The sequence below is a fragment of the Demequina sediminicola genome (assembly GCF_000975055.1).
GTDB classification, from domain to species: domain Bacteria; phylum Actinomycetota; class Actinomycetes; order Actinomycetales; family Demequinaceae; genus Demequina; species Demequina sediminicola.
The window spans coordinates 63952-85275 of record NZ_BBRB01000004.1 but is presented as its reverse complement, the minus strand read 5'-3'; the positions used below and the strand labels follow the sequence as shown (position 1 = coordinate 85275).

The following is a 21324-nucleotide window of genomic DNA, read 5'->3' as shown; positions in this document are numbered from 1 at the left end:
GGGCAACACTGTAAGGAGCGGGCCAATGAGCGCCATGCGCAAGGCGATCCAATATTTAGGCTTCGATACCTCTCAGCACGAGGAGTACGAGTACGCGGATGAAGAACTCGCGCCGGTGACACACCTGCACGACGTGTCAGAGGTTCGCGATCACTCCGAGGCACGTTCCAAGGCCGACCGCCACGACGGCCGCCGCGCGCCCGCAGGCGACCCCGCTCAGGAGCTGCGCCGCATCCAGACGGTCACACCTCGCACGTACAGCGATGCTCGCCTGATCGGTGAGGCATTCCGCCAGGGCGTCCCGGTCATCATGAACCTCGCTGAAATGTCCGATGGTGACGCAAAGCGCCTCGTGGACTTTGCAGCAGGCCTGTCCTTTGGGCTTCACGGCTCTATCGAGCGTGTGACGACCGCAGTGTTCCTGCTGTCTCCGGCACACGTCGAGATCGGTGTTGACGAAGAACCACCTGCGCGGCCAGACCGCGAGTTCTTCAACGAAGCCTGATCTCGGTTAGGCTCACTGCGTGGTTCTCGTTATCGCCGCGCTTAAATTTGCGCTCTACCTATTCATCCTGACGCTGCTGGCCCGCATGGTCATCAGCTGGGTCCTTGTGTTTTCACGCGACTGGCGTCCTCAGGGCGCCATCTTGGTTGTGGTGGAGACGGTTTTTACTATCACGGACCCTCCTCTGAAAGCTCTGCGTCGGGTGATTCCCCCATTGCGCTTAGGTGGAGCTCAACTTGATCTGGCATTCATGGCGCTGTTTATCGGTTGCCTGATTCTGGACTGGTTCCTCACGCAGGCGGCATTCGCCCTTGGGTAACTCACGTTCATGCCGATACGTATATAGAGTGAAGTACAAGCATTTTGGTCGCTAGACGCGAGCCAAACCTGACACGAGGTGGTCGACTATGGCACTGCTGACTGCAGAGGACGTTCTCAACAAGGCGTTCTCCAAGACGAAGTACCGCGAAGGATTCGATCAGGATGAGGTCGATGACTTCCTGGATGAGGTTGCTCAGACAATCTCATCCCTGATTGCTGAACGTGACGACCTGGCGCAGCGCCTAGCGCAGGCACAAGCCGGGCAGCCTGCAGTATCTGCCGCATCGGTCCCCGCGCCCGCTGCAGAGGAGCCACAGAGCTCGAGCGCCTCGCTGTTGCAGGCCGCTACGGACCCCACGCCTCCGGCAGCCACTGGCATGCTCGCGATGGCGCAGAAGCTCCACGATGACTATGTTGCCGCTGGAGAATCCGAGCGGGATCGCATCATCGATGAAGCCAAGGTGAAGGCCGAGTCCATCGTCGGCCAGGCCGAGGGTGACGCTCAGGTCCGGCTCGATCAGCTTGCTGCCGAGCGCACCGATCTCGAAGCGAAGATCGATGACCTTCGTCGCTTCGAGCGCGATTACCGCTCGCGCCTCAAGGGCTACCTGGAGAACCTTCTGGGTGACCTTGACCACGCCACCGGTGACAGCGCAGCGGCTCCTGTTTCCGCTGCCCCCTCGGTTCCCGCTGCTGAACCAGCAGCGCCTGCCGCTGCAGCACCCACGCGTACTTCGTTTGGAGCCAACGCTGGCGTCGTTGCATCGCAGGGTTCGTACCGATCGGCACCGTCGCAGGTATCTGCGCCTTCCGCAGCCTCATCCGTGAGCGCAGATGCAGACGCGCCGGCTCCGAGCCCCTGGGCGCAGGTTCGCCCACAGAGTGCGCCCAGCGCACCCGGTGCGGGTAACCAGGAAGAGTCGACGACCCCGTGGGGCGCCTCGCAGTACACGCCCCGCGTCGAACCACGCGACCAGTAAAACGCGCACAGCGTCACGCTTGACCGCAACCGTCCCAGGTCCATGACCTGGGACGGTTGTTGCGTTCTCGGGGGCGTGGCGCTTTGCGCCAAAGTCAGAAGCAGACTAGTCTCGCGTCACTACTCGAAACGAGGATGGGCATGACCAGCACAGATGTCACGGTGATCGTGATCGACCCGGCCGAGCTCAAAGCGGCCGATGCCAAGAAGCTCGCCGTGCGTGAAGGCGACGATTCGTGGAAGCTCGCCGAACTACGCGAGCTTGTGACAACACTCAACTCGGACGTTGCGCGTCTCGTTGAGGAATATGAGGGCGTTGAGCATGAGCTTGATGACCTTCTTCACACTTCAGAAGGTGCTGGCGACGACCAAGCAGACGTGGGCTCGAGCGCTCTGGAGCGCGAGCAAGAAATGTCGATCGTGAACAACACGCGCGACATGCTTGAGCAGTCGGTTGATGCTCTCCGCCGTGTGGGCAAGGGTGTCTACGGCACGTGCGCTTCGTGTGGCGAAGGCATTGGTAAAGCCCGACTGCAGGCATTCCCGCGCGCAACACACTGCGTGGCGTGCAAACAGCGCGAGGAGCGTCGTTGACCTGGAGGCCAGCACTGTGGCTGATTGCCTTCGCGGTCATTGTTATTGACCAAGCAACAAAGCAGTGGTCTCTCAACAACCTTGTGCCGTACGAGCGACACGAGGTGCTGGGTGACTTTTTGTCTATCCAGCTGGTGTTCAACTCCGGGGCAGCATTCTCGCTCGGCGACAACTTCACGTGGGTCTTGACTCTCGTGGCGCTCGCCATCACTGTCGGCATTGTTTTCTATGCCAAGCGTGCACAGACCACGTTGGCAGTGTGGCTTTTCGGTATCGGCCTGGGCGGCGCCGTCGGGAACCTCATCGACCGGCTGTTCCGGGACCCAAGTTTTGGACAAGGCCACGTGGTTGACATGATCAACTACAACAACTGGTTTGTGGGGAACGTTGCGGACATCGCCATTGTGGGCGTCGCCGTCGTGTTCCTCATCGCGAGCGTGATGGGCAAAAGCATCCTTGCGCCCGAGCCGGAGGCGCATACTGCGCATTCGGACGATTCCGAGCAGAATGAGGACCGTGACTGAGACACGCTATCTTCCCGTACCCGATGCGGTCGTGGGTGAGCGTGCTGACGCTGCGCTAGCGCGCATGCTCGGTCTGAGTCGCACCAAGGCTGCTGAACTCCTGTCTGCGGGTGCCGTCACGATGGGCGGCCGTACCTTGGCGAAGTCGGACCGGGTTGATGACGGAATGTTGACGGTCGATCTTCCAGGGGAGCGCGATGTCTCTCCAGAGCCGGAGATTCCTGGCGGCCTGGTGATTGCTTATGAAGACGATGACGTCGTAGTGGTCGATAAGCCAGTGGGCGTCGCGGCACACGCGTCGCCAGGATGGACAGGTCCCACGGTGGTGGGCGGCCTTGTCACTGCCGGCGTGCGTGTCTCAACTTTGGGGCCTCCCGAGCGCCAGGGAATTGTCCATCGACTCGATGTCGGGACCTCGGGGCTCATGGTCGTCGCGAAGTCTGACATCGCATATTCAGCGCTGAAGCGTGCCTTTAAGGAGCGCACCGTTGAGAAGATTTACCACGCGGTGGCCCAGGGACACTTGGACCCCACCGAGGGGACAATCGATGCTCCGATTGGGCGCCATCCGCGCTCCGACTGGAAGTTCGCGGTGATGCAGGACGGCAAGGCGTCCATTACTCACTACGAGGTTCTCGAAATGTTTCCGGCTGCGTCTCTTCTTGAGATCCATCTTGAGACCGGCCGCACGCACCAAATTCGAGTTCATATGACCGCGATGCGGCACACGTTGGCTGGTGACATCACTTACGGTGCCGACCCGGTCCTGGCGAAGCGTTTGGGGCTGACACGCCAGTGGTTGCATGCGCGAGAGTTGGCCTTCGCTCACCCTGCACACGGTGAAGAGGTGCGTGTCACGTCGCCGTATCCAGACGATCTTGCCGCCGCGTTGGCGGTTCTGCGGGGCTGACGTGAGGATTGATCTCGTCGAGTCTGCTGCTCAGCTTGAAGACGCGATGACCGTGCGGTTCGCAGTCTTCGTTGACGAGCAGGGCGTCAGTCCTGAGGGGGAGCGCGATGCTCTCGATGACGATCCGCGCACTGTCCACCTGGTTGCGTATGGCGATGACGGTGCAGTTGTGGCTGCGGGGCGGCTCCTTGCGCCGCATTCTGACGACGCGCACGGTGTGGGAACGGGCCACGGTGCTATGAATCCCGCGAACCCGCATGTCGGCAGGCTTGCCGTGAGTGTTGCTGCACGGGGGACCGGCGTCGGCCGTTTGCTGATGGAACGCATCGAAGCTGAGGCGCTTGAACGTCACAGCAGTGGCGGAACGGTTCGACTGGAACTGTCTGCCCAGCATCAGGCCATTCCGTTCTATGAGCGGTTGGGGTACACGGTCTACGGTGAGCCCTACTTGGATGAGGGCATTTGGCATCGCGACGCGTTTAAGGACGTCACCGCTTAACGGGCGAGCGCGTTAACGAAGTCGACGGTGGCTTCAGAGATTTGCTGCCGTGCTTCGTCGTGGGAGATGGTCGGGGTTCCGTCACCTGATTGCACGCCGTAGTCGCCGAAGTAGGCGTGACTGGCTCCCTCGATCACGATGAACGTGGCGTCGGCGGGGAGCAGTTCTCGTGAGGCTTCGACCTTGGCCGGCGTTGAGAGTCCGTCCTCGGTGCCAGAGATCGAGAGGACCTCGGCAGTGAGCGTGGAATTGATGTTGTCTGCAGGGTAGGAGCCGTAGAAGAGCAGCCCTGCGACATTCGCGCTGCCGCCTTCAGCCTCGGATCCGTGGTCGTTGGCATCCGCCTCGATTGCGGCCACCACACCGCCCAGCGAGTGGCCCCCGACAATCCATTCGTCGACGGTGGGATTGCTGTCGACCGCGCTCTCGAAGGCTCCGACGGAAAGAAACGCGATGCCTGCGGGCTGCTTGGGGATCACTACCTGGTAGCCCACTTCTGCGACGGGTCTCACTATTGCTGCGTAGGCCCGGGCATCGACGAGCGCACCCGGCTGGAAGAACAGGCCTGTGGCCTCGGCCTCGCCGTCAGGCGTGAGAGTGATAGAGGTCGCAGTCTCGGTCACGGTGACTCCATTGCCGGAGTCCATCGCGGACACTGCGGGTTCTTCCGGTCCCATGGGGACGAGCCACAGCATCAGCGCGAGCCACGCTGCACCAAGGATGATGCAGACGACGCGCCAGATAGTGCGTCCCCGACTGCGCTCACGCGGCCGCGCGAGTGAACGCCACAACACCCAGACACACACCAGCACGGTGACGACTAGGAGCACCGGATAGAGCGGGTGCGCGTGAACGAGCGCGTCCCAGGTGGATGCGGTGATCGCGGCCACCAGGAGCAGTCCCAGTGTCGCTACGACGGCAGCCGTGATGTCGTCCCATGTGCGCGCCGGTGGTGCAGTGCTCACGAGAGCTCCTTGAGGATGCGTTTGGCGCTCACAGGCTCGCTGGTACCCAACTGTTGGGCGAACAGCGACACCCGCAGTTCCTCCACGAGCCATTGCGCGCGCTCCAGGTGCGCATCGCGGTCTGGGTCGGGGCGGCCGCTGGTGTAAGCCGCACGCGCCTGTGAGACGGCATGTGAGACGTCGCGGACTTGTCCGGCGAGCACGGAATCTCGGTGCGGGTCACTGGCCGCTTTGTCGAGACGGACGATGCCCGCTCGCAGGAATCGTTCGACGTGAGGCAACCATGTGGGCGGGGTTGAGGAGACGAACCCAGCGTGGACAAGCGTGGCTGTGGTGTCACGTAGGTCCGTTGCAGTCGCGAGCAGAGCAAATGATGAGGTTCGGGAGATCGCTACCTCGAGGTCGCGGTGAGCGGCGAGGATGTCGGATACGACTGCGGCAACCGCGTGGATTTCTTCCTCAAGGTGGCTCGCCACGCGGGTGCGTACAGCGTCGTAGTCGGCGCGCGTTGTCACGTGCGAGACATCGTGCTCTCCAGTTGTGAGGCGCAGGATCGCGGCTCGATGGAGATCTGTGACGAGTGCGTCGGTCGACGGGTACGGGGAGGAGCCGAGGTTCATGGCAACTTGCGGCGCCCACTTGGTGGTGACGCGCTTGGTGGGGAGAGCCAACTCTGTGAGGAGCAAGGCGCGTACGCCGTCGCGGTGGGTGGTCTCGACGGCCTCTGCGTGTGCCAGGACGCGGAGGGCCACACCGTCTTCGCCTTCATCCACCAGCGCGGGGTAGCCACGCACCGTCGCTCCGGCCACCTCTACGGAGACTTCGCGGGGGAGCGCATCGCCCGATGCGCCTGCAACGGTAGGCCAGGAGTCGAGACCGGGTTGCTCAATTCCCGCCGCGACGGTTCGTGAAGCGCCTGCGGAGGCCGCACGCGCATCGGCGCTCGATGATCGCGCACCGGACCCCGATGTGGAGGCGTCTTGCTTCTTCTCTCGCCGTCCTGGCACGCCTGCGGGAGTGCCGACGGCTGCGGCAACGGCGGCCTGCGCCTGGGGCGCCAAGCGGCGCTGGAGCGCAATCAACGAGGTGGATTCGCCGACCGCTTCCGAGCCGTCCTCAACGCGGAAGGTGACGGCTAGGTGGGGAGCGAGTCGGGACGCTGCCTCATCCCAAGCCTCGGGTGGAATCTCGACGTCGCGGAGTGCGCGCACCGCCCGCGTGAAGGCACTGGCATAGGACTCCGCCATGTCACCGGCGCGAGCGCGGTCGTCCCAGGCAGGAGTCTCTCGCTCGAGCCACTCGACCACGTCGCGTGCCGTGTCGGGTGCGGGGACCAAGAGCCGACGCACGGGCTTGGGGAGCGCTCGGATAGTTCCGGTAGCGAGGTCATTGGCCATGCCGGGGACGAGCCAGTCGAAACCGTCAGGCACCACGCGCGCAAGGACCTCGACAGGAATATGTACCGTCACGCCGTCAGCGGCCGTGCCCGGTTCAAACTGGTAGGTGAGCTGCAGCGAAAGATCGCCCTGAGGCCAACGGTCAGGAAACGCTGACGTGTCGACTTGCTCATGTTCGGGGGCAACATCGGCCATCGAGAAAGTCAGCAGGTCCTTGCGGCGTCTCCGTTCGTCCTTCCACCAGCGGTCAAAGTGCCGTTGGGAGATGATCGAGTCAGGGAGCCGTTCGTCATAAAAGTCGAACAGCGTGTCTTCGTCGACTATCAGACCTCGGGACCGTGTGCGCGCTTCCAGTTCCTCGGCCTGGGCAAGGACACTTTGGTTGTCGCGCCAGAAATGATGATGGGTGCGCCACTCGCCTTGAACCAGTGCGTGGCGAATAAAGAGCTCGCGGGCCTCGGCGGGCTCAGTCTTGCCCCACAGCACGGTGCGGTCCGTGACGATGGGGACACCGTGGAGCAGTACCTTCTCCGTGGCGACGGCGGCGCCTCGTTTCGCTGACCAGACGGGTTCTGAGTAGGTCTTCTTGGCAAGATCTCCGGCGAGTTCCTCTGCCCACTCGGGTTTGATGGCGGCAACGTCCCGAGCCCACAGCCGGGACGTCTCGACAAGTTCTGCTGCCATGACAAAACCTGGCGGCTTCTTGGACAGGGGAGACCCCGGGAAGATGGCAAAGCGTGCCCCGCGAGACCCGAGGTACTCGTTGCGGCCAGCTTTTTTGGCACGGCGCATGGCAGCATCGCGTGCGCCTCCACGCAGATGGGTGAAGTCGGAGACCTTGGGCTCATGGGTGACCTGCATGCCGATCTGACTGAGCAGGCCGGCCAACACGGAGCGGTGAATCGCTTCTTCGTTCCAGACGTACCTCACCGACGTATGCGACGAGGCTCGCCCGTCCCCACCCTTGCCGGTGGAGGGCGAGGCCGCGTTGTCGGGTGCGTCGGCATCGGCTGGTTTGGCCTTTTTGCGTTCCCAGGTGATGCCCAGGGGCTTCGCCGTCTGCCGTATCTGTGACACCACGTCCTGCCACTCGCGGATGCGCAAATAATTGAGGAACTCGCCTTTCACCTCGCGGCGGAACGCGTTTCCAGAGAGTTCATCGCGACGAGCCTTGAGGTGCTCCCACAGGTTCAGGTAACTCAGCAGGTCAGAGGTGGGGTCTGCGAAACGGCGGTGAAGAGTGTCTGCTGCTTCGCGGTGCTCGCTAGGTCGCTCGCGCGGATCCTGAATGCTCAGCGCAGCGGCAATGACCGCTACCTCGTAGGCGACGCCATGACGGGCTCCTTCGACCACCATGCGGGCCGCGCGCGGGTCCATCGGTAGACGCGACAGCGTGCGGCCGGTCTTGGTCAGACGCGTGCGGCCCTGTGTGGTCTCAATCGCGCCGAGTTCGGTGAGGAGTTGAACACCGTCCCGAATGGATCGCGTGTCCGGAGGCTCCACGAACGGGAAGGCCGCGACATCGTCGGGGGAGGACACTACGCCCACAGAAATCATCTGCAACAACACCGAGGCCAAGGAGGTGCGCAGAATCTCAGGCTCGGTAAAAGCCGGGCGCCCCTCGAAGTCGTCCTCGCCGTAGAGCCGGATAGCAATACCGTCCGCGAGGCGTCCCGCGCGGCCAGAGCGCTGATTGGCGCTCGCCCGTGAGATGGGCTCAATCGGCAGTCGCTGAACCTTGGTCGCCTTCGAATAACGCGAGATGCGAGCCAAGCCCGGGTCGACAACGTAGTGGATTCCCGGAACCGTCAGTGAAGTCTCGGCCACATTCGTCGCCAGGACGATGCGTCGGGTCGAGTGGGACTCAAAGACGCGGTGCTGCTCGGCGGCACTGAGGCGGCTGAACAGCGGGACGATGTCGACGGCCTGCGGGTGTTTCGGGTCACGTGCGCGTGGCCCCAGGTGGCCCTCAAGGGCGTCCGCGGCATCGCGGATATCGCGCTCGCCCGCGAGGAACACGAGGATGTCGCCGCTGCCCTCGGCCATCAACTCATCGCAGGCATCAACAATGCCCGTGACCTGATCAACCTCATCGCCTCGGGACTCACCGGCGAGCGGACGGTAACGAATCTCAACGGGATACGTGCGGCCCGTGACCTCCACCACGGGAGCCGTGTCAGCATCGGCTGTCTCTGTGGCGATGCCGTGATCGCTGTCGACTTCGTCCACTAGGGCCGACAGTGGGCCGCCGGGGGCAAAGTGACGCGCGAAGCGTGTCGAGTCAATGGTTGCGGACGTGATGATGACCTTGAGGTCTGGACGGCGCGGAAGCAGGTTGGTGAGGTATCCGAGTAGGAAGTCGATGTTGAGGCTGCGCTCGTGGGCCTCGTCGATGATCAAGGTGTCGTAGGCGCGCAGATCAGGGTCACGTTGAATCTGAGCCAACAAAATGCCGTCAGTCATCACCCGGACGAGAGTGCGGTCTGACGACTCATCGGTGAACCGGACTTGATAGCCCACAATGTCACCCAGCGTGGTGCCGAGCTCCTCCGCAATCCGGTCCGCGACCGAGCGTGCAGCGATCCGGCGCGGCTGAGTGTGCCCAATCTGCCCGTCACGCCCGCGCCCCAACTCCAGGCAGATCTTGGGCAACTGGGTCGTCTTACCGGAGCCCGTCTCACCCGCGACAATGACCACCTGGTGATCGCGGATCGCGGAGGCAATGTCGTCCCTGCTCGCCGACACCGGCAGCTGCGGCGGGTACGTGATCGCAGGCACGGTGACGGCACGCCTGGCGCTCGCGGCCGCTTCCAGTTCGCGGGTGCTGACGCTCCGGTGCGGATCGCGGGTGCCCTTCGAGCCGGAACGGCGCTTGCGGGAGGGGGAAGAGCTCACGGCGCCATTGTCTCAGGTCTCCCTCAACGCCAGTTCGAACACGCCTCCCGCGTCGATTCCAGGCGCCCCCATCGCAGTGCGAACCAAAGGTGGCGGCAACACGCCGATGCCGGGCCAGCATCGGCCGTGCTTGTGCGGCGTGTTGGGCTGATTCTGGTTCGTAGTGTGGCCGGGACGGGGCGGGATGTCCGTGGGCGGCCCTACAATCGAGGCCATGCCCAGCAGCGATTTTGTGCACCTCCATGTTCATACCGAATACTCGATGCTGGATGGAGCAGCGCGTCTGGACGATCTGTTCACCCACGCCAAGGAACTGGGCCAAACGGCCATCGCCACCACGGACCACGGGTACATCTTTGGTGCCTACGACTTCTGGTCCAAGGGCCAACAGCATGGCGTGAAGCCCATCATCGGAGTCGAGGCGTATCTGACCCCGGGCACAGCCCGTCAGGACAAGACTCGCGTCAAATGGGGCGATCGCACCCAAGGCAAAGACGACGTCTCCGCCAATGGTGCCTACACCCACATGACGATGTGGGCGCAGAACACCTCCGGAATGCACAACCTGTTCCGGATGTCGTCCTACGCATCGCTAGAAGGGCACTTTCACAAGCCACGTATGGACCGCGACCTCCTGCAGCGGTTCTCCGACGGCATCATTGCCACCACAGGATGCCCGTCAGGCGAGGTGCAGACCCGCCTGCGCCTGGGGCAATACGACGAGGCCCTGCGAGCCGCAGGGGAGTTCCAAGACATCTTTGGTGCCGAGAACTTCTATGTCGAGCTCATGGACCACGATCTGCACCTTGAGAAGCGTGTCCGCGAGGACCTGCTGCGTCTGGCACACCAGATCGGCGCGCCACTCGTCGCGACCAATGACTCCCACTACGTGAAGAAGGGCGACTCCGTCGCGCACGAAGCGCTGCTGTGCGTGCAGTCGGGCTCCAACCTCAATGAGCCCACCTACGACGAGGGTGGCAAGCGCTTCGCGTTCAACGGCGATGGCTACTACATCAAGTCCGCCGCCGAGATGCGCGAACTGTGGAAGGAACTTCCGGAAGCGTGCGACTCGACGCTCGAGATCGCAGAACGCTGCGAAGTGGAGTTCGACACCAAAGCGGACTACATGCCGGTGTACGACGTCCCGCCCGGCGAGGACGAGCGCTCCTGGTTCGTCAAAGAAGTGCAGCGCGGGCTCCACGAACGCTTCGGTGAGACCATCCCGGGTGAAGTGCAGGAACGCGCCAACCTTGAGATCGACGTCATTGCGGGCAAGGGGTACCCGGGGTACTTCCTGGTCGTTGCCGACTTCATCAAATGGGCCAAGGAACAGGGCATCCGTGTGGGCCCGGGTCGTGGTTCCGGTGCTGGTTCGATGGCCGCCTACGCGATGAAGATCACGGACATCGACCCACTGGTTCACCAGCTCTACTTCGAGCGCTTCCTGAACCCCGAGCGCGAATCCAAGCCTGACTTCGATATCGACTTCGATGAGCGCCGGCGCTCCGAGGTTATTCGCTACGTGTCGGACAAGTACGGCGAAGAGAAGGTCGCCATGATCGCGACCTACGGCACCATTAAGGCCAAGCAGGCGCTCAAGGACTCCGCGCGCGTCCTGGGTAAGCCCTATGCGGTAGGCGAGCAGCTCACCAAGCTTTACCCGGAGCCGCAGCAGGGCCGCGATATGCCGCTGTCTGGGTTGTTCGACGAGAGTCACCCGCGTTACAGCGAGGGTGCGGACTTCCGAGCGCACCTTGCCACGGATCCCGATGCGAGCGAGGTCCTTGAGCTCGCGCAGGGTCTCGAGGGTCTGAAGCGCCAGTGGGGCGTGCACGCTGCTGGTGTGATCATGTCGTCGGATCCGCTGATCGACATCATTCCGATCATGCGTCGTGAGCAAGACGGCGCCGTCATTACGCAGTTTGACTACCCGACCTGCGAGGGCCTGGGTCTGGTCAAGATGGACTTCCTGGGGTTGCGTAACCTCACGATTCTGGACGATGCGCTCTACAACATCGAGCACAACGGCAAAGAGCCGTTGGTACTGGAGGATTTGGAGCTCGCCGATGAGGAGACATTCAAGCTCCTCGGTCGCGGAGACACGCTTGGTGTGTTCCAGTTGGATGGTGTCGCCATGCGTCAGCTGCTGCGGCAGATGCAGCCTGACAACTTTGAGGACATTTCCGCAGTTCTAGCGCTGTACCGCCCCGGTCCGATGGGCATGAACTCGCACACCGCGTACGCCGAGCGAAAGAACGGTCGCCAAAAGGTCGAGCCGATTCACCCTGAGCTCGATGAACCGCTCAAGGAAGTGTTGGGCATTACCCACGGACTGATCGTGTACCAAGAGCAGGTGCAGCGCATTGCGCAGATTGTCGCGGGCTACACGCTGGGTGCCGCAGACTTGCTGCGTCGCGCGATGGGTAAGAAGAAGAAGGAGATCCTCGACAAGGAGTTCGAGCCCTTCAGCGCAGGCATGAAGGCGAACGGTTACTCCGACGAGGCCATTAAGGCGCTCTGGGACACGATGCTTCCGTTCGCGGACTACGCGTTCAATAAGGCGCACACCGCGGCCTATGGAGTGCTGTCTTTCTGGACGGCGTACCTGAAGGCTCACTATCCAACTGAGTTCATGGCGGCGCTGCTGACCTCAGTGGGCACTGACAAAGATAAGTCTGCGCTGTACCTCGCGGAGTGCCGCCGCATGGGCATCACGGTGCTGCCGCCCGATGTGAATGAGTCAATTGCTTTCTTCTCCGCCGTTGGCAGCGACGTGCGCTTTGGTCTCTCTGCGGTGCGCAACGTCGGTACCAACGTGGTGGAAGGGATCGTGAAGGCACGCACCGAGAAGGGTGCCTTCACGTCGTTCCAAGACTTCCTGGACAAGGTCCCGGCACAGGTGTGCAATAAGCGGACCATCGATTCACTCATCAAGGCTGGTGCGTTCGACTCGCTCGGCCATTCGCGTCGGTCGTTGAATGCCGTGCACGAGCAAGCCATCGACTCTGTTGTAGGTGTGAAGCGCCAAGAGGCCACCGGCCAGTTCGACCTCTTCGGTGGCGATGACGATTTGGGTGGGGGAGTGACGGTCACTGTCCCCGAACTCGATGAGTGGGACAAGAAGACCAAGCTTAACCTCGAGCGCGACATGCTCGGCTTGTACGTCTCAGACCACCCGCTGTCGGGGCTCGACCACATCATTCGTTCCGAGGCATCGCACCAAATCCTGAATGCGACACCAGCTGCAGGCGTGAGTGACGGTAGCCAAGTGTCGTTCGCCGGGTTGGTGACGCGAGTGGACCGGCGCGTCGCGAAGTCAGGCAACGCGTACGCCATCGTGACTCTCGAAGATCTGTCCGGTGAGACGGAGATTTCCTTCTTCGGCAAGACCTACGAGACCTACGCCCGTGATCTGACAGACGATGCGGTCCTAGCAATCAAGGTCCGCGCACGTGAGCGTGGTGACGGAGGATTGCAGTTTTCTGCGGTTGAGGTACGCATCCCCAACTTGCAGGTGCAAGACACGTCTCCACTTGTCATTACTTTGCCGGCGACTCGCGTCAACCCCGCCCTGGTGGAGGAGCTGAAGGCGATTTTGGCCGCGAATCCCGGAAATATTGAAGTACGCATGGTGCTGACTGGTTCCGGTGAGCCCATCACAATGCGCCTCGGTGATGAGTTCCGTGTCTCCCGCACAAGTGCGCTCTACGGGGACTTGAAGGCTGCCTTCGGTCCGAGTTGCCTAGCCTCGTCAGCGCAGTGATGTCATGACCCCTGTGACGTGGCAACGTGTCGAGTCCATTGCGATCGCGCTCGCGGTTGTCGTGTTCACGGTGGTTGGGTTCGGCTACGCGTGGTGGTGGCTGCTGGCACTGTTCCTGGTGTTCGATCTCTCTGCCGTGGGGTATCTCGCTGGGCCCAAGGTGGGTGCGTGGTGCTACAACGCTGGCCACTCGTATGTTGGCCCGGTCGTTGCCGCGGGCGCGTTTGCCGTGGTGGGCGCCGACTGGTTGATGGTCACTGCGTTGGCATGGGCCTTTCACATCGCGATAGACCGTGCGCTCGGCTACGGCCTCAAGCATGACGATGACTTCCAGCACACGCACCTGGGGTGGATAGGCAACAAGCGCCACTAGACTCGCGAGTGTGTTGAGCCAAATCGATCTTCGTGACCGTGACCTGAGCGCCCGCGAACTGCGAAGTATCGTCCCTCGTGGCGATGTCGACGTGTCTGAAGCGCTCAAGGTCGTTGAGCCGATCCTCGTTGCCGTGCGTGAGCGCGGTGTTGAGGCACTGCGCGAGTATGCGCTGAAGTTCGACGGCGTTGAACTCGATCACGTGCGCGTTCCGCATGAAGCGATTGAGGCTGCACTGGCTACGCAAGATGAAGCCGTGTTGGATGCCCTACGCGAGGCGATCACGCGCGTGCGCACCTTCCACGAGGCCACGGTTCCTCCTGCGACAGAGATAGAAGTGGCGCCTGGCGCCAAACTCGCTCAGCGGTGGGTGCCGGTGAACCGTGTGGGCCTCTATGTGCCTGGCGGATTGGCCGTGTACCCCAGCTCTGTGGTCATGAATGTGGTGGCAGCTCAGGCGGCAGGTGTCCCAGAAATCGCGGTGACGACGCCCCCTCAAAGGGAGTTCGGTGGTCTCCCGCACCCGACGATTCTTGCCGCGTGCGCGCTCCTCGGGATTACTGAGGTCTATGCGGCCGGTGGTGCTCAGTCCATCGCAATGTTGGCGTACGGCGTCGATGACTTGTGCGATCCGGTCGACATCATCACCGGGCCTGGCAACGTGTATGTCGCGGCCGCCAAGCGCGCTGTCAACGGTGTGGTGGGTATTGATGCTGAGGCCGGTCCTACAGAGATTGCGATCATCGCTGACATCACCGCCGATGCCGAGTACGTTGCAGCAGACCTGCTGAGTCAGGCGGAGCACGACCCCATGGCTGGTTCCGTCTTGATCACCGACGATGAAGACCTTGCCGAGCGTGTCGAGACGGCGTTGCTGCGACGGATGGACTCGACCAAGCACTTGGCGCGCACCAAGGAAGCTCTGTCGGGACGTCAGAGCGCTGTGATTTTGACGTCAGGCATCGACCAGTCGGTGGCTGTCGCTGATGCGTATGGTGCCGAGCACTTGGAGATCCACACCCGTGATGCTGACGCCGTGGCGGCGCGGATCACGAGCGCAGGGGCAATCTTCATTGGTCAGTACAGTCCGGTGCCCCTGGGCGACTACCTCGCGGGCTCGAACCACGTCCTGCCTACAGGCGGCACGGCTCGCTTCGCGAGCGGCTTGAACTCCACGAGTTTCCTGAAGGCCATCCAGTACATCACTTACAGCGCCGATGCTCTGGCTGAGGTAGGGGACAAGGTGGTGGCTTTGGCGAATGCCGAGAACCTCCCTGCGCACGGGGAAGCGATTCAGGCTCGCACTCGCCGGGGGACGGACGTCTAACGCACTCCCAGCGCAAACGGGTAGACCTCGGGTGCTCCCGCCTGGCGTAGCAGGCGTGCCGCCACGGTGAGCGTCCATCCTGAGTCGGTGTAGTCATCGACGAGCAACACTGAACGCCCGCCAAGTGATGCTTGGGTGGAGGCTTCGAGCGTGAGTCGCCGTGCCACGATGGCCAGTCGCTGCGCCGAGTTGAGATCGTGGCGTCCAGGTTCGTCGAGTCCAGCCGCGGGAGCGATCCACCCCGCGAATGGAATCTCAAGGTATCGGGCGAGACCGGGCGCGAGGTGTTCCATCAGCTGGGGCCTGGTCGTGGACTTGACCCCCACCACCGCTTCAATCGAGCGGCTGCGGGTGAGTCCCGCACCGGTCCACAGGTCGTCCCATTCGTCGAGGACCCGGGTCGCGGCACCGCGTAAAGGGATCGGCGTCTCGCCGTCGATGTAGTTGCCGTCCTCGTCACGGGTTTCGAGCAAATCACGTAGCGCCCCGGACCAGCCCAATCCATCGAGCCGGGCTACAGCGCGACCGGGACGTGCCTGCTCACCGGAGGGAATACGCCCGCGCAACTCAATGCCGATGCGGTCGAGACCGCTGGGCCATTGCCTCCGCGCAGTGATCTCCACCCCTACACGGTCCATGTCGGCGCGTGCGGTCTCAATTGCTGCCGCGTCAGGCGGGTCGGGGAGGTCGACGCCCCCGCAGATGTCGCAGCGTCCGCAGGCCCATCCTTCAGCGAGTTCGGGATCGTCGAGGACTCGCCGCAAGAACTCCATGCGGCAAGTCGTGAGTGCCTCATAGTCGAGCATGGTGCGTTGCTCGGCCTCACGGGCAGCAGCGACCCGCGCATATCGCTCTTGGTCATAGATCCAGTCCTGACCGGTGGTGACCCACCCGCCTTTGACACGTGTCACGGCGCCGTCGACGTCGAGGACCTTGAGCATCGCTTCGAGCCGGCCACGTCGTAAGTCCACCTGTGTTTCCAAAGCTACGACGGACATCGGCTTGACGGAATCGAGCGCGTCGAGCGTCGTGCGCACCTGGTCCTCCGCGGGGAACGACTGGGCTCCGAACCAGTCCCAGATGGCCTGGTCCTCGCGACCCGGGAGGAGAACCGCAACGGCTTGGTCGACACCACGCCCCGCGCGGCCAACCTGTTGGTAGTAGGCGATGGGGGATGACGGGGCGCCGAGGTGGATGACGAAGGCGAGGTCGGGCTTGTCGAATCCCATGCCGAGTGCCGATGTTGCGACGAGTGCTTTTACCCGGTTGTTCTTGAGGTCGTCCTCAAGGTTTTCCCGCTCTGCCGAGTCGGTGCGCCCGGTGTAGGCGGCGACTTCGAGGCCAGCGGTACGGAGTTGAGATGCGACCTCTTCCGCAGCAGACACAGTGAGGCAATAGATGATGCCTGAACCGTCCATCTGGGGCAGTGCGTGCGTGAGCCAGGCCACGCGCGTCGCGGGATCAGGCAGCGGCACCACGGCCATGTGGAGTGATTCCCGGTCGAGTTCACCTCGGAGTACGAGAACCTTCTCGCGCGCCACTCCGTCGTGACCTGAAAGCCCCAACTGTTCGGCCACGTCGGCGGTGACGCGAGAGTTGGCCGTGGCGGTGGTGGCGAGGACGGGAATCCCGGTCGGGAGTTCCGTGAGGAGCGTGCGGATGCGGCGGTAGTCGGGGCGGAAGTCGTGCCCCCAATCGGAGATGCAGTGTGCTTCGTCAATGACGACGAGTCCAGCGTCAGCGGCGAGCTGGGGAAGCACCTCATCGCGGAACTGCGGGTTGTTCAATCGCTCAGGCGAGCACAGGAGAACGTCAATGTCCCCGGCCCGAATCGCGGCGTGAATCTCATCCCATTCCGTGATGTTGGTGGAGTTGACCGTGGCGGCCTTGACGCCGGCACGCTCCGCTGCGGCGATCTGGTCTCGCATGAGGGCGAGCAGGGGAGAGACGATGATGGTGGGCCCGGCGCCCCGTGCCCTCAACAGGGAAGTCGCCACGAAATAGACCGCAGATTTACCCCACCCTGTCCGCTGCACCACGAGTGCGCGGGCATGCCGCGCGACGAGTGCCTCGATGGCGCGCCATTGGTCCTCGCGCAGCGACGCATCGTCTCGCCCCACGAGCCGCTTGAGAGCCCCCTCGCCCTCAGCGCGCAGGGAGGCATCGCTGAGCATGGCCGATGCCGGTGCATCGTTGTGGGGAACTTCAGGTGAGGCTGAGGGTTCGGGCATGGCCACCACCGTACGGCGCGCCACCGACATCGCAGGACCGCAGAGTGGCATCGGACAGGCGTGTGAAGTATCGGGCAGGGGAGTCGAGCGATGTCGAGTTCGCTGCAGCCACAAGCACGCGCACTGGGTATCTGAACACTGAGCGACGTAGTCGGCATACGCGAAGGTCTCGCGTCGTGGGCGCTTGCCGCACCACTAGACTGCCCACCATGACATTGCCCCTGCGTCCCGGCCTCGAGGGATTTACGCCATACGGTGCACCGCAGCTGTCAGTGGCTGCCCGTCTCAACGTCAACGAGAACCCCTATTCACCTCCGCCTGTCGTCGTGGACGCGATCGCTCAGGCTGTCCGAAAGGCTTCCGAGGGGCTGAACCGCTATCCCGACCGGGATTTCACCCTGTTGCGTCAGGACCTGGCGGCGTATCTGGCAGCGGAAAGTCATGTCGACTTCGTAGAGACGCGCAACATCTGGGCTGCCAACGGTTCCAATGAGGTGATGCTCCACTTGCACCAGGCGTTTGGGGGACCTGGTCGTACTGTCATGAGTTTCGCTCCGACGTATTCGATGTACCCGGAGTATGCCCGTGACTCGCTCACTGAGTATGTGGCGGTGCCGCGCAACGATGATTTCACCGTCAACGTTGAGGAGGCTGCCAGGAAGATCCGCGAATTGCAGCCAACGCTCGTGTTGGTCGCTAGCCCCAATAACCCCACGGGCACTGCGCTGACCTTGGATGAGGTGCGTGCGCTGTATGCCGCGACGGAGGACGTCGAGGGTGGCTGCGTTCTCGTTATTGATGAGGCTTATGCGGAGTTCCGGCGCGCGGGCGTGCCCAGTGCTGCGACCCTCATTCCGACGCACAAGAATCTTGCTGTGAGCCGCACCATGTCCAAGGCCTTTGCGCTTGCGGGTGGCCGGCTTGGCTATTTGGTGGCGCACGAGGAGGTGGTGGACGCTCTGCGTGTGGTGAGGTTGCCGTACCACTTGAGTGCTGTGACGCAGGCGGTGGCACGGGCGGCGTTGCACCACCACAGGGAACTCCAAGCTCAGGTCGATGAGATTCGTGCGGAGCGTGATGACACGGTCGAGTGGTTGCGTGGGCAGGGCTATACCGTCGCGGAAACGGACGCGAATTTTGCCCTGTTCGGTCCTTTTGAGGACCGTGAGAAAGTGTTCGAGGGATTGCTGTCGCACGGAGTGTTGATTCGTGTGGTGGGTCCCGATGGTTGGCTGCGTGTGTCCATTGGCACCGCAACGGAAATGGCGCTGTTCCGCAGCGCACTGATGGAGGTCACGGCATGAGCGACGCCGCATCCGCTCCCGGCATTCGTACGGGACGCATTGAGCGTAAGACAAGCGAATCTGAGGTATTGGTCGAGCTTGATCTCGATGGTTCGGGCATCACCGAGATCGACACTGGAGTGCCGTTCTATGACCACATGCTGACGGCCTTGGGCAAGCACTCGCTGATGAACCTCACTGTCAAGGCCACTGGAGATGTCCACATCGACTCGCACCACACCGTGGAGGATGTGGCGATCTGCATCGGCGAGGCCCTTAAGCAAGCGCTGGGTGACAAGGCTGGAATCTCTCGCTTTGGTGATGCGCTGGTGCCGCTCGATGAGGCGTTGGCTCAGTGTGTCGTCGATGTCTCCGGACGTCCGTACTGCGTCCACGTCGGTGAGCCTGTGGGTCAGGCGACCCACCTGATTGGCGGCAACTATGCGGGGTCGCTGACTGGTCACGCCTTGGAGTCTCTGGCTTACCACGCAGGGATTTGTGTGCACATGCGCGTGCTCGCTGGCCGTGATCCGCACCACATTGTGGAGGCGCAGTTCAAGGCACTTGCACGCGCTCTCCGGTTCGCGGTGACGGCCGATGCTCGGGTTCAGGGGATTCCTTCAACGAAGGGCGCGCTGTGAGCCAGCCGGGAGACGCTGAGGCTCACGGCGATCTGCCAGACGGAGTGGAAGTTCCTGATGACCTGTCGGGGCTTGACGCTGCACCTCCGGTAGGTGAGACGGGTGATCATGTGGAGAAGGCCGTCAGTGCCATTTTCACGCCGATTGCCAACGGTCGCATGCTTGCCGCCGTGTGCTCGCTCAATGATGTGAAGGGGCGCTGTCTCGAAACCTCTGCCGGTGCCCTCGTGATGCTGGATGACGCATCGATCGAGAACTCTGCCCGCGCGGCCGAGGTGCTGTCGGGGTTTGTTAAGACGCAACCTGTACTGCAGATGGATCGCCGCGGTGGTCAGATCACCATCATCCGGTGGTTGGCGGGGGTCAATGCCGGCAAGGTTGCCCCAGGCTTGGCTCTCGACAACGCGCCAGGTGTGTTGGAGACGTTGATGACTGGTGTGCAGACGGTGGATGAGTTAGCGATGACTCACCCGGGAAAGGTCTTCGAGGCGCGCATGAGCAAGATGGCGGCGTTCAAGGAGCTTCGTCGTGCAGCGAAGGACGCCAAGAAGCAGTACAAGGCGATGGAGAAGAACAAGCGGGATTCCGACCCGGATCCGGGTGGCTCCTCCCACGCGTGAGTCTGACCTCGCGACGCCGTGAGAGTCGTGAGGGAGGTTGCCTACTTGCGTACGCGTGAGTTGCGCAGTGTGACCTCCGCTGCGCGAACCTTCTCTTCTGACTCTGCGATGCCCGCGTCGTAAACCTTCTGGGCGTCGTTGAGTCGCACGGTTGCTTGTTCATTGGCGGCGGCAATGGCATCTTCCGCGTCTTTGGTCGCCTCGGAGCGCTGAGCTCGCACCTCGTCGGCATGGCTGGCAGCCGACGTGATCTTTGCGGCAATTGCGCGAACTGCGTCTTCCTGGTCGGGCTTGAACGTGACGGTTTCCGTGTCGCTTCCGTCGTGAATGGTGAGGACGCTCGCACGGGTGTCGTCTTCGCCCTCAGCACTGGGTGCAGACCCTTCGGCGGTGGCCTGCGCGGTCACGCTAGCGGTGAGATCGCGTGTGCCCGAGGGAACGGTGAGCGTTGTGGACGTCAGTGACACGGTGCCATCGGGGCCTTTGACGGAGTCAACCTTGTCAGTACCGATCGCAAGTGCGTCCTTGAGGCGGGCTCGGGCGTCCTTGACCGCTCTTTCGGTGTCCTTTTCGACGGCCTTGTAGTCACTCTTGAGTTCCGCCACGCGCTTCTTGTGTGCGCGCTCGGCATAGTGCAGGTCGCGCTGCTCCGGGCTCATGGCTTTAACTTTGCGTGATGCGCGAATCCGCATCGCGATCACAATGATCAGCAACAGCACAGCGACCACCGCAACGATGATCAAGATCTGCGTTGTGTCCATGACTACCTCCGGCCAGCGTTTGCGCGCCGCGTTGCGCGTCACTTCGAGCCTAGCCGTGTCGTTAGTCTTGTGCCGTGACAAATCCTCTTGTGGCAGTACTCGATTATGGCTTTGGCAATGTGCGTTCAGCGGTGCGTGCGCTTGAACACGTCGGTGCTCGGGTGGTGTTGACGGATGACCGCGTCATTGCAGAGAACTGCGATGGCCTCGTGGTCCCTGGCGTGGGTGCATTCGAAGCCGTCATGCAGGGCCTCAAGAACGTCCGAGGCGATCAAATTGTGGGCCGTCGTCTCTCCGGGGGGCGCCCAGTGTTGGGTATTTGTGTGGGGCACCAGGTGATGTTTGAGCGCGGCGTCGAGCACGGTATCGAGACGGACGGTCTCGACCAGTGGCCCGGCACCGTGGAGAAGCTCCAGAGCCCCGTGGTTCCGAACATGGGATGGGCGCGCGTTGAGCCTCCGTCTGGCACTGAGCTCTTTGCGGGCATTGAAGACGAGCGCTTCTACTTTGTGCACTCGTATGCGGCACGCGAGTTCCCGCTGGGTACAACTGAGGACACTGGGCGATTTGCGGCGCCCAAGGTGACGTGGTCTCAGGCGGGCCCGGACGATGCCCCTGACCGGTTTGTCGCGGCTGTCGAGAACGGTGCCTTGAAAGCCACTCAGTTTCACCCGGAGAAGTCAGGTGAAGCGGGCCTCCAGTTGCTACGCAACTGGGTTACCTCGCTGTAGGGCGG

At 62.6% G+C, this 21324-nt stretch carries 18 protein-coding genes; 14 read left to right on the top strand and 4 right to left on the bottom strand.

Going from position 1 to position 21324, the window contains the following annotated elements; all coding sequences use genetic code 11:
- Positions 1-25: 25 nt before the first annotated feature.
- The 7 genes from AOP79_RS08900 to AOP79_RS08870 all read left to right on the top strand — a co-directional run bounded on the left by AOP79_RS08900 (position 26) and on the right by AOP79_RS08870 (position 4332).
- On the top strand, positions 26-505 hold the full coding sequence (locus tag AOP79_RS08900; protein WP_062072726.1) for a cell division protein SepF: 480 nt from the start codon (positions 26-28) through the stop codon (positions 503-505).
- A gap of 19 nt (positions 506-524) precedes the next feature.
- A complete protein-coding gene (locus tag AOP79_RS08895) occupies positions 525-824 on the top strand; it encodes a YggT family protein (RefSeq protein WP_062072724.1) in 300 nt (99 codons plus the stop codon).
- A gap of 88 nt (positions 825-912) precedes the next feature.
- Entirely contained in the window at positions 913-1806 is an 894-nt protein-coding gene (locus tag AOP79_RS11595) for a DivIVA domain-containing protein (protein WP_082093509.1), read from the top strand.
- Positions 1807-1946: 140 nt separating this feature from the next.
- Complete coding sequence (locus tag AOP79_RS08885) at positions 1947-2399, top strand: TraR/DksA family transcriptional regulator (RefSeq protein WP_062072722.1); 453 nt, start codon at positions 1947-1949, stop codon at positions 2397-2399.
- Positions 2396-2923 (top strand): signal peptidase II, encoded by a 528-nt coding sequence (gene lspA / locus AOP79_RS08880; protein WP_062072720.1) that lies wholly within the window; start codon positions 2396-2398, stop codon positions 2921-2923. The genes AOP79_RS08885 and lspA overlap by 4 nt, the downstream gene beginning before the upstream one ends.
- Positions 2907-3833 carry an RluA family pseudouridine synthase gene (locus AOP79_RS08875; RefSeq protein WP_082093507.1) on the top strand — a complete coding sequence of 309 codons (927 nt, stop codon included), beginning with the start codon at positions 2907-2909 and terminating at the stop codon, positions 3831-3833. The genes lspA and AOP79_RS08875 overlap by 17 nt, the downstream gene beginning before the upstream one ends.
- Position 3834: 1 nt before the next feature.
- Entirely contained in the window at positions 3835-4332 is a 498-nt protein-coding gene (locus AOP79_RS08870) for a GNAT family N-acetyltransferase (protein ID WP_062072718.1), read from the top strand.
- Here AOP79_RS08870 and AOP79_RS08865 read toward each other — a convergent pair.
- A complete protein-coding gene (locus AOP79_RS08865) occupies positions 4329-5297 on the bottom strand; it encodes an alpha/beta hydrolase (protein WP_062072716.1) in 969 nt (322 codons plus the stop codon). The two genes, AOP79_RS08870 and AOP79_RS08865, sit on opposite strands and share 4 nt — an antisense overlap.
- The gene (gene hrpA / locus AOP79_RS08860; RefSeq protein ID WP_082093505.1) at positions 5294-9589 is read right to left on the bottom strand and encodes an ATP-dependent RNA helicase HrpA; all 4296 of its coding nucleotides are present in this window, start codon (positions 9587-9589) and stop codon (positions 5294-5296) included. Before hrpA ends, AOP79_RS08865 begins: the two co-directional genes overlap by 4 nt.
- 214 nt (positions 9590-9803) lie before the next feature.
- Here hrpA and dnaE point away from each other — a divergent pair, with 214 nt between their 5' ends.
- From dnaE to hisD, 3 genes are read left to right on the top strand one after another with little or no spacing between them, the layout of a single operon-like run.
- Complete coding sequence (gene dnaE, locus AOP79_RS08855) at positions 9804-13352, top strand: DNA polymerase III subunit alpha (RefSeq protein ID WP_152648085.1); 3549 nt, start codon at positions 9804-9806, stop codon at positions 13350-13352.
- 4 nt (positions 13353-13356) lie between these two features.
- Complete coding sequence (locus AOP79_RS08850; protein ID WP_062072712.1) at positions 13357-13725, top strand: DUF4260 domain-containing protein; 369 nt, start codon at positions 13357-13359, stop codon at positions 13723-13725.
- A 10-nt stretch (positions 13726-13735) separates the two neighbouring features.
- On the top strand, positions 13736-15052 hold the full coding sequence (gene hisD, locus AOP79_RS08845) for a histidinol dehydrogenase (protein WP_062072710.1): 1317 nt from the start codon (positions 13736-13738) through the stop codon (positions 15050-15052).
- Here hisD and AOP79_RS08840 read toward each other — a convergent pair.
- The gene (locus AOP79_RS08840; RefSeq protein WP_201774452.1) at positions 15049-17283 is read right to left on the bottom strand and encodes a RecQ family ATP-dependent DNA helicase; all 2235 of its coding nucleotides are present in this window, start codon (positions 17281-17283) and stop codon (positions 15049-15051) included. The two genes, hisD and AOP79_RS08840, sit on opposite strands and share 4 nt — an antisense overlap.
- 209 nt (positions 17284-17492) lie before the next feature.
- On the opposite strand from AOP79_RS08840, the gene AOP79_RS08835 reads away from it, so the two are divergent.
- Genes AOP79_RS08835 through AOP79_RS08825 form a run of 3 tightly spaced genes read left to right on the top strand, consistent with a single transcriptional unit; the run spans position 17493 to position 19827 of the window.
- Positions 17493-18587, top strand: coding sequence for a histidinol-phosphate transaminase (locus tag AOP79_RS08835; RefSeq protein ID WP_062072708.1), 1095 nt, complete (start codon positions 17493-17495; stop codon positions 18585-18587).
- A complete protein-coding gene (gene hisB, locus AOP79_RS08830) occupies positions 18584-19207 on the top strand; it encodes an imidazoleglycerol-phosphate dehydratase HisB (protein WP_062072706.1) in 624 nt (207 codons plus the stop codon). The genes AOP79_RS08835 and hisB overlap by 4 nt, the downstream gene beginning before the upstream one ends.
- A complete protein-coding gene (locus tag AOP79_RS08825) occupies positions 19204-19827 on the top strand; it encodes a hypothetical protein (protein WP_062072704.1) in 624 nt (207 codons plus the stop codon). The genes hisB and AOP79_RS08825 overlap by 4 nt, the downstream gene beginning before the upstream one ends.
- A gap of 41 nt (positions 19828-19868) precedes the next feature.
- Here the strand turns inward: AOP79_RS08825 and AOP79_RS08820 are convergent, their stop codons facing one another.
- A complete protein-coding gene (locus AOP79_RS08820; protein ID WP_062072702.1) occupies positions 19869-20588 on the bottom strand; it encodes a hypothetical protein in 720 nt (239 codons plus the stop codon).
- 74 nt (positions 20589-20662) lie between these two features.
- Here AOP79_RS08820 and hisH point away from each other — a divergent pair, with 74 nt between their 5' ends.
- Complete coding sequence (gene hisH, locus AOP79_RS08815) at positions 20663-21319, top strand: imidazole glycerol phosphate synthase subunit HisH (protein ID WP_062072700.1); 657 nt, start codon at positions 20663-20665, stop codon at positions 21317-21319.
- The last annotated feature ends 5 nt before the right edge of the window (positions 21320-21324 follow it).